A 12553-nucleotide genomic window follows, 5' to 3' on the forward strand; every position below is an offset into this window, starting at 1 on the left:
GCGAAAGCCTTTGCGGCTGTGCTCGCCGCGGGTGCTTTAGGGCGTCGCTTCCGCCGCATCCCGGAGGCTCTGCCGTTCGATTTCGGAGTTCAGCTCCGCCCCGAACATGACCACGATTGCCGACATCCACATCCACATCATCAAGCCGATCGCAGCCCCGAGCGAGCCATAGGTCGCGCTGTAATTGGCGAAGGCGGAGAGATACCAGGACAGCAGCGCCGAGCCGGCGATCCAGAGCAGGGCGGCCGTCACTGCGCCGATGCTCAGCCATTGCCAGCGCGGCGCGTCCCGGCTCGGCGCGAAGCGATAGAGCATGGCGAGCGCCGCGAGCAGGATCACGAACAGCAGCGGCCACCGCGCCAGCGCGACGATCAGCTTGCTCTCGGGCGCGATGCCGAGATGATCGAGCGCCAGCGGGAAGGCGACCACGGCGGACACCATCAGCAGGAGCGCGGCGATGCCGGCGACCGTGAAGCTCAGGGACATCAGGTTCAGCTTGATGAAGCCGCGCTTCTCGCGCGTCTCATAGGCGACGTTGAGGGCGTCGAAGATGGATTTGACCCCCGCATTGGCACTCCAGACCGCCAGCACGAGGCCGAACGCAAAGGTGGCGCCCAGCGCCGTGTTGCCCTTCGACACCACCCGCGCGACCTGGTCCTCGACGATCTCGAACGTGCCCTGGGGCAGCATCATCGCGAGCGTCTGGAGATTGTCGCTGATGGTCGAGGGGTCGGCGAACAGTCCGTAGGACGAGACGAGTGCGGTTACAGCCGGAAAGATTGCGAGCAGCCCGAAGAACACCACGCCGCCGGCGGTTGCGAGCAGGCGATCGTCGTCGATGCGCCGATAGGTACGTCCAAGGACGTCCTTCCAGCCCGCCCAGGGGATTTTGAACGGACTTTTCGAGCGGCGGACGGGCTGCATCGCTACATGTGCGACGCTTGTTTCCGGCGAATGCGAAGGCCCCGATCGGAGCGAGCGGGCTTCCTGAAAATAACGTTCCGCGGTCAGCACGAAGACGGCCGTGGCGGCGACCAACAGCCAGCTATCGAGCTGCTCGGTCTGCCGCGCCGGCATCATGCATCCAGTCTGCGGGCGGAGCGCCGCCGGCGCGCCGCAGTGAAGCCGACCAAGGTGAGAGCCGCGAGCATCAGGCCAAGTTGCACGGGGCGGTTGGTGCGCGTTGGCGAATTGTTGCCGCCATGGCCACGTTCACCTGGTGCGAGCGGTGCCAGCGGAATTGTCGTAGCGACCTCCTTCAAGGCCTGCTTGACCGTGCCGCGCGGAATTCGCGGCGTGGCGATCGCCACCCGCATGCGGCTGGCGAGCGGCACGATCGGCCGGGACCGACGGTTCATTTGCGCCGTCGCCACCCCGGCGCAGGCTGCGGCCAGCACCAGCAGCACGGCTGCGACAGCGCCAAAGCCCCAGAATTGTCCGTAGGTGATGGCGATCCAGCGGTAGAGCGCAATCAGGCCGACAAAGAAGGCTGCAATCAGGAACAGCCCGGCCACTGCGAACAGTCCCGCCGCGACCGCGTAGGACGTTACGCGTCCCGTGGTCTGGCTGGTGCGGTCGCGCAGATAGGATTGCGCCGCGCGCTTGAGATGGTTGAGTTTCAGCGCCATGCCGGCGCGCAGCAATTCGCCCGATGGCGCGAGCATGCGGACATCCTCCGAGAGCGAGACATTGGTCGGGGGATGAACGTGGCCGAATTTGACTTGTTCCGCCGGGCGCGCTCGATCAGCCGAGATCGGCGGCGGCGATCCAGAACACCTCGCCCTCGGACTCCTCGGTGTCGAGCCAGAGCAGCGGCAGTTCCGGAAAGGCCTCGTCGACCAGCTCGCGGCCGCGGCCGATTTCGCAAAGGAGGCCGCCGTCCGGCGTGAGATGGTTGGGCGCTTCGTGCAGGATACGGCGGACCACGTCGAGGCCGTCCAGGCCGCCGTCGAAGGCGAGCTTCGGCTCGGCCCGGCATTCCGGCGGCAGCGCCGTCATGCCTTCCGCGTCGACGTAAGGCGGGTTGGTGATGATCAGATCGTATTTGCTGGCGCCGAGCGGCGCGAACAGATCGCCGCGATGGAGCGTGATCCGCTCATCCAGCCCGTGTTCCCCGACATTGCGCGCGGCGACTTCCAGCGCACCCTTGGAGATGTCGACGGCATCAACCATGGCATTCGGGAAATGATAGGCGGCGAGGATCGCGAGGCATCCCGATCCCGTGCAGAGATCGAGCACGCGCTCGACGGCCGTGGGATCGTCGATCAGCGAACCCACCTCGCCGTCGCCGCCGAAATGCGACTCCAGGAGCTCGCCGATGAAGGAACGCGGAACGATGACACGCTCGTCGACATAGAAGGGCAGGCCGCGCATGTAGATCTTGTTGACGAGATACGCGGTCGGCTTGCGCGTCGTCACGCGCTTGTGGACGAGGTCGAGCAAGGTCTTGCCTTCCGCGGCGGTGACGCAGGCATGGCCAAAAATTTCGAACTGGTCGGGATGCAGGTGCAGGGCCTCGCAGACCAGGAAGACGGCTTCCGCGACCGGATCGGTCGTGCCGTGGGCAAAGGCAAGTTTCGCCTCGACGAAGCGGCTGACCGCATAGCGGACGAAATCGATCAGGGTGAGCAGCTCGCCGCGGCCGACCTTCGCAAGTTTTGGCACGGCGCGGACGCGCGTGGTCTTTCTCACAGCTCGTGCCATCAGGATTTTGCCATCAGGATCTTGCCATCAAGATCGGGTCCAGCGTGCGGCGGCCTCGTCGTCACGGGCGTGGGCCTCGACCCAGCCGGTGCCGGTGGCGCTCTCTTCCTTCTTCCAGAACGGTGCGCTGGTCTTGAGATAGTCCATCAAAAACTCGGCCGCCTCGAATGCCGCTTTGCGGTGTTGCGACGCCGTCAGCACCAGCACGATGTTCTGGCCGGGCATGAACCGCCCGACACGATGGATGACCGTGACGCCGTTGAGCGGCCAGCGCGAAATGGCCTCGTCGACATGGCGCTTGATTTCTTCCTCGGCCATGCCCGGATAATGCTCGAGCGTGAGCGCCGCGATTTTCGAACTGTCCTCGTCGGCGCGACAGATGCCGGAGAAGCTGACGACCGCGCCGATATCGGTGCGGCTCTCGGTCAGGAGCGCGATCTCGCGCGCGATATCGAAATCGTCTTCCTGGATGCGGATGGCGACGGGGCAGCTGGTGACGGAAGAGGTCATGGCCTAGCCGCCGGTCATCGGCGGAAAGAACGCGATCTCGCGGGCGCCCGCGATCGCAGCGTCCGCCTTGACGTGGGCGTGGTCGATCGCGGTGCGGATCACCTTCGGCCTCTCGAACGCATAGGCATAAGCCTCACTCTGGCCGGACAGCCAGGCGATCAGCTCCTCGACGGTCCGCACCGTCGCGGGCGGCTCGATCGTCTCCTCGGCCTTGCCGACGCGCTCGCGCACCCAGGCGAAGTACTTCACCTTCATCCCTCATCCTCCTTGATGAGGTGATGGATGCCGGCGCGGAAATAATCGTAGCCGGTGTACATGGTCAGGATCGCCGAGGCCCACAGCAGGACGAGGCCGATCAGCGAGACCATGGGAATGACCTCGTCGCCGGCGGGACCGGCGAGCAGGAAACCGATGGCGACGAGCTGAACCGTGGTCTTCCACTTGGCGAGCTTGGTGACGGGCACGCTGACACGGAGCGCGGCGAGGTATTCGCGCAAGCCCGAAACCAGGATCTCGCGGCACAGGATCACGATGGCGGCCCACAGCGACCAGCCATGGATGATCCCGTCGGCGGCCAGCATCAGGAGGCAGGAGGCGACCAGCAGCTTGTCGGCGATCGGGTCGAGCATCCGGCCGAACGCCGATTGCTGATTCCAGATCCGCGCGTAATAGCCGTCGAGATAGTCCGTCACCGCGGCGCCGATGAAGATCGCGACGGCGACCCAGCGCAGCCACAGCGGGTAGTCCATGATCGACTGCGCATAGATGCATCCGACCACGACCGGGATCGCGGCGATCCGGCCATAGGTCAGGATGTTCGGGAGGGACATCGCGCGGCTGGTGGTCCCTCGTGTCGTGGCGATGTTCATCCGTCCTACCAATACCGCTCAAGCCTGAAGGTCAACCGTCCGTCCCTTATTGGGGGGCGGGATGCGACGACCATATGACTACAGCCCCTTTAGTTCACCCCGGCTGGGAATGGAAATAGTCGAATATCCTGCGGGCGCTCTCGGCGCTCACCCCAGGAACCTTGCCGAGATCGACGATCGAGGCGCGTTCGATCTCCTTCAGGGTTCCGAAATGGTGCAGCAAGGCACGTTTGCGCGACGGGCCAATGCCCGGAATCTCCTGCAAACCGGCCTCGCGGATATCCTTCTTGCGCAGCTTGCGGTGCGAGCCGATGACGAAGCGATGGGCCTCGTCCCGCAGGCGCTGGATGAAATAGAGCACGGGGTCGCGCGGCTCCAGCTTGATCGCCTCGCGCTCCGGCATGAACAGGGTCTCGCGGCCGGCATCCCGGTCCGGCCCCTTGGCAACCGACATCAGCGACACCTGGGTCAGGCCGAGATTGGTGAAGATCTCCCGGACGGCGTTAAGCTGGCCGCGGCCGCCGTCGATGATGACGAGATCCGGCCATTGCGGGAAGTCGTCGTCCTTGGCCTTGGTGGCACTCTCTTCCGGCGGATTGATCAGGCGCTTGAAGCGACGCTCCAGCACCTCGCGCATCATGGCGAAGTCGTCACCCGGCGTGATCCCTTCCGACTTGATGTTGAACTTGCGGTACTGGTTTTTGACGAAGCCATCGGGGCCGGCGACGATCATGGCGCCGACGGCATTGGTGCCCTGGATATGGCTGTTGTCGTAGACCTCGATGCGCTTGGGCGCATGCGGCAGGCTCAGCGTCGTGGCTATGGCGTCGAGCAGGCGGCTTTGGGTCGCTGTATCCGCGAGCTTGCGGCCGAGCGCCTCGCGCGCATTGGTCAGCGCGTGGGTGACGAGCTCCTTCTTCTCGCCGCGCTTGGGCGTGATGACCTCGACCTTGTGGCCGGCCTTGATCGACAGCGCGTTGGCGAGCAGCTCGCTCTCCTCGATCTCGTGCGAGAGCAGGATGGTCTTCGGCGGCGGCTTGTCGTCGTAGAACTGGGCGAGGAAGGACCCCAGCACTTCCTCCGGCGTGTACGTTTTCTCCGCGCGCGGGAAATAGGCGCGGTTGCCCCAATTCTGGCCGGTGCGGAAGAAGAACACTTCGACGCAGGAGAAGCCGCCGTCCTGGTGGATGGCGAACACGTCGGCTTCTTCCACCGTGCGCGGGTTGATGCCCTGCTGCGACTGGATCGCCGACAGCGCGGCGAGGCGATCACGATAGAGCGCCGCGCTCTCGAATTCGAGCTCGCCGGAAGCCTTCTCCATCTCGCCTGCGAGCTCCTGCTTCACCGCCTGGCTCTTGCCGGACAGGAAGTCGGTCGCCTCGCGCACCAGCGTCGTATAGCCGGGGAAGTCGATCTCGCGGGTGCAGGGGCCGGCGCAGCGGCGGATCTGGTAGAGCAGGCAGGGCCGCGAGCGGCTCTCGAAGAAGGAGTCCGTGCAGGAGCGGATCAGGAACGCGCGCTGCAAGGCCGTGATGGTGCGGTTGACGGCGCCGGCGGAGGCGAACGGGCCGAAATAGCGCCCGGGCCGGGTCTGCGCGCCGCGGTGCTTCAGGATCTGCGGCGCCCAATGGTCGCCGGTGATCAGGATGTAGGGAAACGATTTATCGTCGCGCAGCTGCACGTTGAAGCGCGGCCGCAGCTGCTTGATGAGGTTGGCTTCCAGCAGCAGCGCTTCGGTCTCGGTGATGGTCGAGACGATCTCCACGGTCACCGTGGCCGCGATCATGCGCAGGATGCGCGCCGGCAGCGGCGCACTCTGGCGCGCGTAGTTGGACAGGCGCTTTTTGACGTTCTTGGCCTTGCCGACATAGAGCACGTCGGCATTGGCGCTGAGCATGCGATAGACGCCGGGGGAGGTGGGCGCGAGCCGGACCGCGCGCTCGATCGCCTCGTGACCGGTCGCCAGCGGCTCTTCGCCGATCGCGCCGCTCTCTTCCAGAATATCCGGCAGCCGCGCATCGTCCTCGTCATCGCCACCCGTGGTGGCGGGATCGAGGTCGGGCGGCGCCGTCTCGCGCGATGCCTCGCCCGACGTCTCCTGGGGCCGGGCATCGGCGGTCGCGACACGCTGCGATTTGCGCGCGCGTGCGTCGTCCGGATTGTCGGTGGAATCGTGAACCATGGTGCGAATTTAAGTGCTGGGGGAGCCGATTTGAAGTTCCGGCCGTGCCGCACGCACAGGATGGTGGCGCAGTTCCCGGTAACGCTTCCTTAAGTCTGTTAACAGCGCGGTAACGGGTCTTAACAGCCCTTTTACTTAAAACTCTCGATAAATCTTACGCGAAAAAGTGGTGGTTCCGTAACCATGCGTTTTGGTCTTGCGCTGCGACGCAGGCCTCGCACCCGGTTGCGGCAAGTTGCGTTGGAGTGTGTGATGAAGGGGCTCGTTGTGGGCGCAGCCGCGTTGGTTGCAGCCGGCTGGGCGGCTTCGGCAGAGGCCGCCGATCTCAGTTACGGGCAGCGTGCGCCCTATACGGTCAATCAGCCGCTCAATGGCTATAGCTGGGCCGGCCCGTATCTCGGCGCCAATCTCGGCTATGAATGGGGCTCGGTGAGCAACAATCCCGCAAAGCCCTCCGGCTTCGTCGGCGGCGTGCAGGCCGGCTACAATTTCCAGAACGGCCCGTGGGTGTTCGGTGTCGAGGGCGACATCCAGGCAGCCGGCGCCGACGACACTTTCGCGCCGTGGAAGTTCTCCAATCCCTGGTTCGGCACGCTGCGCGGCCGCGCCGGCTATGCCTTCAACAACATCCTGTTCTACGGCACCGCGGGCCTCGCCTTCGGCGAGCTGCGCGCGCAGACCTTCGGCTGGACGGAATCGCACACCACCGCCGGCTGGACCGCCGGCGTCGGCGCGGAAGTCGGCTTCGCGCCGAACTGGAGCGCGAAGCTCGAATATCTCTACATCGATCTGTCGTCGAGCCAGTTCGCAATTACAGGCGTGTCAAACGGCTATAGCGCCAGCGTTGTTCGCGCAGGCGTGAACTATCACTTCTGATAGCCAAATAAGAAAATACCGGACAACAGCCTCCCGGCCGCTCGCGGCCGGACTTTTTTTGCGCCGAATTTTTTGAGTCAGGTCCGCTAGGAAAGGATCACTAAATTGACCGCCTTCGGCCCCTTCCCTTTCTTGTCCGGTTCGACTTCAAATGTGATACGCTGTCCTTCGGCAAGGTCCTTCAGTCCCGCCCGCTCCACCGCGGTGATGTGAACGAAGACATCGCGACCGCCGTCGTCCGGCTTGATAAAGCCGTAGCCGCGCTCGCCGTTGAAGAACTTAACCGTTCCCGTATTGGCCATCGGGAAACTCCCCCTCATTGCTCCTCCGTCGCAACGCAGACGCGCGTCGCGACATGACCGGGCATCACGAAGCCCGGGAGAGCTGGCCATCCTTGGGCAGACCCTTCGGTCCGACTGGATCTTTCTTAGGCCTTCACTCCGCCGCAACCATTCGCGGAAGCGGAACGTAAAGCCAGTCACGCAAACAGCATAATACGGTTCTTTGCAGATTGACTACCGCTACTGCATCTTTTTCCCAAGAATGCCGGAGTGTTACGGCCTCGGCACCTCTAATCGGAATCTGGCAGGACCACCCTGGCCGAGCGGCATTTCCAGCTCGTGCAGGATCGTCTTGAGTTCGCTTTGCAACGTGTAGGGTGGATTGACGATCAGGAGCCCGGCTGAGGTGAGCGCCGCGCCGTCAAGCTGTGGTGCGGCGCTGAATTCGAGCCGCAGACATTTTCCCGGGGTCTTTGCTGCGGCCGCGGTCCGCGCCACGAGTTGCGCCAGTGTGTCGGTGGCGCGCCGGCTCTTGGCGGGGTACCAGATTACATAGATACCGGTTGGCCATTTTGCGAACGCGGTGGAGAAAGCCTCGCCGAGTCTTTCGAATTCGTCTTTCGCCTCGAACGGCGGGTCGATCAGCACGAGGCCGCGCCGCTCCTTCGGCGGCACGAACGCCGGCAGCGCCACCCAGCCGTCGAGATCGACCACACGGGCCTGTTCGTCGCGCCGCAACAATTCGATCAACGCCTTGCGCGCCTTCGGCTCGAGCTCACACGCCACGAGCCGGTCCTGCGGCCGCATCAGGCCGCGCGCGATCAAGGGCGAACCCGGATAGAGCTTGAGCTCGCCCTTCGGATTGAAGGCGCGAACGATGTCCATGTACGGCTTGGTCAGTGCGACTGTCTCGTTCGTGAGGCGCGCCTGCATCAGCCGCGCGATCCCCGTCAGCCACTCGCCGCTGCGGCGCGCCTCATCGCTGTCGAGATCATAGAGGCCCGCACCCGCATGGGTGTCGATGACGCGGAAGGCGGCCGGCTTGTCCTGCAAATAGGTCAGGATGCGCGCCAGCACGATGTGCTTGATGACATCGGCGAAGTTGCCGGCGTGAAAGGCGTGGCGATAGTTCATGCAAGAGCACTACGCCACGCGATGGCCTGAGCAAAGAGGCACGAGAGCCTGAACTACCCGCCCCTGATCGGCGGCATCGTCACCTGGTCGCGGCGGCAGGCGCGGCGGTCGAGTTCTTCGCAGGCGCGGAATTGCAAGTCCTTGCTGAGGCAGATGCGGACCTCGGAGAGCCGGGTGCGGTTGCAGGTGACCGAGACGGCGGCGTTGCTCAGGCCCGGATTGGCCTTGATGAAGGCTTCTTCCACCTCGCCCGGCGCTACTGTCTTGGCCTGTGACAGGTCGAGATAGTCGGCCGGGATCTTGATCGCGGCGCGCGCCTTCCGGATCGTCTCGAAATAGTTGCGGTCGGTCAGCCCGGAGCAGGTGCCGTGCTTGTCCCATTCGTTGAAGATCAGCCCCGGCGCCGGCATCAAATCGAGCATCGAAGAGACGATGTTGCGGTTCAGCCGCGGCGACGGCCGCTGGCAATATTCAGGGAAGCCGTTCTCGTATTGCGGCCACAGCCCGTGCACCACGAAGGAATAGGGCCGCCCCTCGCACTGGATGTTCGAGCGCCCGCCACCGCGACCGCGCTCGGCCGCCTCCTCGCAGAAGGACGGCGACCAGGACAGCGACAGCACATAGAAATCGAACTCGCCGGGCGCGTTCTGCCGTTTGTCCTGCGCCTTCGCGCCGCCGGCCAGCGAGATCAGCCCGGCGGCAAGAATCAGGGGGAGGGTCAGCGAGATCATCAGGCGGGAGAACGAATGCAATCTGGAATGAAACATGACGACGCCCCTCAACTAGACTGTGCAATCAGCCTAGCAGGCAACAAGAACATTTCAAGAACAAAATTCGAGCGATCGTCTATCGGCCCGAATCAGGGCTTTTCGACTTAAGGCTTGGCGGCGCGGCAGGCCGGATTGTAGGCCCAGTTGCGATCGAGCCCGACCACGCACCATTCGACGCCCTGGCCGTAACCGGCAAAGCCGCCGTCCTCGACGATCGAGAAGTGCACCCTGCGCATCTTGCCGTCATTGAGCATGGCCTCGCCGGTGCAGTAGCGGCGCGGAATGTTGTCGGACGCCCAGGGCCGAAAGGCGGTCTCGTGGACGGCGGTGAAGCCCTCGATCTTCAAAGGCGAATTCCAGAACGAGCTTTCCTTCTCGGAGAACTGGCTCGCGATCGTCGGCAGCGCCTTGTCGCAATCGGCGACATTGCCGTCATAACGCGGCCCGCTCAGCCAGAAATTCAACTCCAGCGGATTGGCGGCCCTGGCCTCACTGAGCGACAGCGCTCCGAACATGAGGCCGAGAACGGCGGCAAAACGAAGCGATTTCAGGGAGGTCGAGGCGCGCATGGGCAATCCAGACAGCATGATCTGCGAAGGTCGGACGGTGCCGCGAAGGGCGGGGGAGGTCAAGTGCAGCGCGGCAACACTTGGCCAGGACTTGATCACAACGTCGCAGTCTACAGGCCTTCCGTTCTTTCCACCGCCGCGCAGGCACCGTAAACTACCCTCCATCAATCGGAGTGACGGGAATGCGAATCATTGCGGCCGCGGGCCTTCTTGCCTTGGGAATTATGGCGAGCCAGTCGGCGCGCGCCGACATCTTTCCGGTGCCGCCCTTCAAGGGCAACGACACCGGCGGCATCATCGCCTATTCCATGGCGACCCAGACCGATGCGCGCCAGGTCGCGGTCGATCACTGCGCGCGCTATGGCAAGGTGGCGAAATTCCTCGCGGTGCAGGCCTATGAGGGCGGCTACATCTCGTTCTCGTGCCGCTGGGTGCCCTATGGTGCGGCCGACCGGCCGATCCGCACGCTGTACTGAGGCGTTTTCGGAACGACAAAGGTCACGCCAAAGAGAAAGCTAGGGCATCTCAGCCGGGAGTCTCTCGCATGACGCGCAAGCTTGCTTTGCTCGGATCAGCCGTTTGCCTCGTATTCTCGGTGGGGAGTGCCTTCGCCGACGACCTGCCGGTGCGCAAGGCCGGTCTCTGGGAATTGAAGATGGTCAGGACCGGCTCGGCGATGCCGGAAATGACCATGCAGCACTGCACCGACGAGGCCGTCGACAAGGAGATGAACAACAACATCTCGCCGATGGCCAAGCAGGTCTGCTCCAAGCAGGACATCAAGAAAACCGCGACCGGCTATGTCAGTGATTCCGAGTGCAGCGTCGCCGGCATGTCCACGACCTCGCATGCCGAGATCACTGGCGATTTCAATTCGGCCTACACGGTGAAGACCTCGTCGCATGCGCAAGGTGGCGCGGTCGGTGCCGCGGGGCGCGACTCCACCATGACGCTCGAAGCGAAATGGCTCGGCGCATGCAAGCCGGACCAGAAGCCCGGCGACATCGTGATGCCCGGCGGCTTCAAGATGAATGTGCGCGACGTCGACAAGCTGAAGGCGCTGCTGCCGAAGTAAGCGGGGGCGTCGCCGCGAAATCGGTGCGCTCCCTCGCCCCGCTCTTGCGGGGAGAGGGTTGGGGTGAGGGGCCTCTCTCCAAACGCGGGATCGTCGAGGGACCTGTACCCCCTCACCCGGATCGCAAGAGCGATCCGACCTCTCCCAGCAAGCGGACCCAGCAAGCGGGGCGAGGTAAGAAGGAGCTACACCGGAATCCGCACGCTCGCCCTTAAGCCGCCCATCGGGCTGTCGCCGAGCGTGATGTCGCCGCCATGCGAGCGGGCGATGTCGCGGGCGATCGCAAGCCCGAGGCCGGTGCCGCCTTCGTCCTGGTTGCGGGCGTTGTCCAGCCGCAGGAACGGCTTGAATACCTCCTCGCGCAAATGCACGGGAATGCCGGGACCGTCGTCGTCGACCGTGACGGTGAGATAGCGGTGATCGCGCTGGCCCGAGATGGCGATGGCCTGGCCGTAGCGCGCGGCATTGGTGACGAGGTTGGCGAGGCAACGCTTGAACGAGGCCGGCTTCACCGTGACCACGGGCAGACCGCTGAACGTCACGGTCGCGGTGTGGCCGTGGCGTTCGGCGTCGCTGCGCAGCTCCTCGAGCGCCTGCGCCATATCGGTCGGCTGCGACTGCTCGCCGGAATCGCCGCGGGCGAACGCAAGGTAGTCCTCCAGCATCATCGACATCTCGTCGACGTCCTTGCGCATGCCCTCGAGCTCGGGACTGTCGCCGATCAGCTCCAGCTCGAGCTTGAAGCGGGTCAGGATGGTGCGCAGATCGTGGCTGACGCCGGCGAGCATCGCGGTGCGCTGCTCCATCGCGCGTTCGATGCGCGACTTCATCTCGAGGAAGGCGCCCGCCGCGCGCCGCACCTCGCGCGCGCCGCGGGGCCTGAAGTTCGGCGCCTCGCGGCCCTTGCCGAAACTTTCCGCGGCGTCCGCAAGCCGCAGGATCGGCTTGATCTGGTTGCGCAGGAACAGCACCGACACGATCAGCAGGATCGAGGACGTGCCGACCATCCAGAACAGGAAGATTTCCGAGTTCGAGGCGTAGGCGGCGCTGCGCTGCGCGAACACGCGCATCACGGCATCGTCGAGCTGGATGCGGATCTCGACGAGGTTGGAACGGCCGACCGTGTCGATCCAGAACGAGCGTCCGATCTGGCGGCCGAGCTGCACCGACAGCGTCTGGTCGAGCAGCGAGAAAAACGGTTTTGGTCCCGGCGGCGGCATGTCGCCGACGGGAAGAAAATCGACCACCAGCTGCATGCGCTCGGCGATGCGGCGCAGCTGCGCGCGGTCCTTGTCCTGCGGATAGCCTTTGTAGACGTCAATGAGGCTGGCGACGTCCTGCACCACGGCCTGCGACAGGCGCCGCGTTACCGTATTCCAGTGGCGCTCCATGAACACGAAGGCGACCACGGTCTGCAGGATCACCATCGGCACGATCATGATCAGCAGCGCGCGCGCATAGAGGCCGGTCGGCATCCAGCCCTTGAACGCGTTGCCCATCCAGCCATTGGCGGCCGAGACGCGCCCGGCGGCGCTTCGTAGCAGCGTCAGGCCGGTATCGATCGTGCTCATCGGTCGCGCTTCA

The 12553-nt window shown here is 64.5% G+C and carries 15 protein-coding genes; 3 read left to right on the top strand and 12 right to left on the bottom strand.

Going from position 1 to position 12553, the window contains the following annotated elements; genetic code table 11:
* Nucleotides 1-36: 36 nt before the first annotated feature.
* From V1280_RS35480 to uvrC, 7 genes are all read right to left on the bottom strand, one after another.
* A complete protein-coding gene (locus tag V1280_RS35480) occupies nt 37-1077 on the bottom strand; it encodes a YihY/virulence factor BrkB family protein (RefSeq protein ID WP_334538488.1) in 1041 nt (346 codons plus the stop codon).
* On the bottom strand, nt 1077-1664 hold the full coding sequence (locus V1280_RS35485) for a phage holin family protein (protein ID WP_334535288.1): 588 nt from the start codon (nt 1662-1664) through the stop codon (nt 1077-1079). Before V1280_RS35485 ends, V1280_RS35480 begins: the two co-directional genes overlap by 1 nt.
* A 79-nt stretch (nt 1665-1743) precedes the next feature.
* The gene (gene prmB / locus V1280_RS35490; protein ID WP_334535290.1) at nt 1744-2703 is read right to left on the bottom strand and encodes a 50S ribosomal protein L3 N(5)-glutamine methyltransferase; all 960 of its coding nucleotides are present in this window, start codon (nt 2701-2703) and stop codon (nt 1744-1746) included.
* 27 nt (nt 2704-2730) lie between these two features.
* Nucleotides 2731-3213, bottom strand: coding sequence for a molybdenum cofactor biosynthesis protein MoaE (locus tag V1280_RS35495; RefSeq protein WP_334535292.1), 483 nt, complete (start codon nt 3211-3213; stop codon nt 2731-2733).
* Nucleotides 3214-3216: 3 nt separating this feature from the next.
* Nucleotides 3217-3468 (bottom strand): molybdopterin converting factor subunit 1, encoded by a 252-nt coding sequence (gene moaD, locus V1280_RS35500; RefSeq protein WP_334535294.1) that lies wholly within the window; start codon nt 3466-3468, stop codon nt 3217-3219.
* On the bottom strand, nt 3465-4082 hold the full coding sequence (pgsA, locus tag V1280_RS35505; protein WP_148777642.1) for a CDP-diacylglycerol--glycerol-3-phosphate 3-phosphatidyltransferase: 618 nt from the start codon (nt 4080-4082) through the stop codon (nt 3465-3467). Before pgsA ends, moaD begins: the two co-directional genes overlap by 4 nt.
* A 94-nt stretch (nt 4083-4176) precedes the next feature.
* Nucleotides 4177-6264 carry an excinuclease ABC subunit UvrC gene (uvrC, locus tag V1280_RS35510; protein ID WP_334535296.1) on the bottom strand — a complete coding sequence of 696 codons (2088 nt, stop codon included), beginning with the start codon at nt 6262-6264 and terminating at the stop codon, nt 4177-4179.
* Between the two features lie 252 nt (nt 6265-6516).
* On the opposite strand from uvrC, the gene V1280_RS35515 reads away from it, so the two are divergent.
* The gene (locus V1280_RS35515; protein WP_187437463.1) at nt 6517-7140 is read left to right on the top strand and encodes an outer membrane protein; all 624 of its coding nucleotides are present in this window, start codon (nt 6517-6519) and stop codon (nt 7138-7140) included.
* An 86-nt stretch (nt 7141-7226) separates the two neighbouring features.
* Here the strand turns inward: V1280_RS35515 and V1280_RS35520 are convergent, their stop codons facing one another.
* From V1280_RS35520 to V1280_RS35535, 4 genes are all read right to left on the bottom strand, one after another.
* Nucleotides 7227-7442, bottom strand: a complete 216-nt coding sequence (locus V1280_RS35520) for a cold-shock protein (RefSeq protein ID WP_027534220.1) — start codon at nt 7440-7442, stop codon at nt 7227-7229.
* A 252-nt stretch (nt 7443-7694) separates the two neighbouring features.
* The gene (locus V1280_RS35525) at nt 7695-8555 is read right to left on the bottom strand and encodes a 23S rRNA (adenine(2030)-N(6))-methyltransferase RlmJ (protein WP_334535301.1); all 861 of its coding nucleotides are present in this window, start codon (nt 8553-8555) and stop codon (nt 7695-7697) included.
* A 53-nt stretch (nt 8556-8608) separates the two neighbouring features.
* Complete coding sequence (locus tag V1280_RS35530) at nt 8609-9322, bottom strand: ribonuclease T2 (RefSeq protein ID WP_334535303.1); 714 nt, start codon at nt 9320-9322, stop codon at nt 8609-8611.
* Nucleotides 9323-9429: 107 nt separating this feature from the next.
* Nucleotides 9430-9894, bottom strand: coding sequence for a hypothetical protein (locus V1280_RS35535; protein WP_334535305.1), 465 nt, complete (start codon nt 9892-9894; stop codon nt 9430-9432).
* 182 nt (nt 9895-10076) lie between these two features.
* On the opposite strand from V1280_RS35535, the gene V1280_RS35540 reads away from it, so the two are divergent.
* Together V1280_RS35540 and V1280_RS35545 are read left to right on the top strand one after the other, a co-directional pair.
* Nucleotides 10077-10370 carry a hypothetical protein gene (locus V1280_RS35540; protein ID WP_334535307.1) on the top strand — a complete coding sequence of 98 codons (294 nt, stop codon included), beginning with the start codon at nt 10077-10079 and terminating at the stop codon, nt 10368-10370.
* Nucleotides 10371-10438: 68 nt separating this feature from the next.
* Nucleotides 10439-10969, top strand: coding sequence for a DUF3617 domain-containing protein (locus V1280_RS35545; RefSeq protein WP_334535309.1), 531 nt, complete (start codon nt 10439-10441; stop codon nt 10967-10969).
* Nucleotides 10970-11154: 185 nt separating this feature from the next.
* Here V1280_RS35545 and V1280_RS35550 read toward each other — a convergent pair whose 3' ends face one another.
* Entirely contained in the window at nt 11155-12540 is a 1386-nt protein-coding gene (locus tag V1280_RS35550) for an ATP-binding protein (RefSeq protein ID WP_334535311.1), read from the bottom strand.
* Nucleotides 12541-12553 lie beyond the last annotated feature (13 nt).

Source organism: Bradyrhizobium sp. AZCC 2230 (assembly GCF_036924495.1).
GTDB classification, from domain to species: Bacteria; Pseudomonadota; Alphaproteobacteria; order Rhizobiales; family Xanthobacteraceae; genus Bradyrhizobium; species Bradyrhizobium rifense.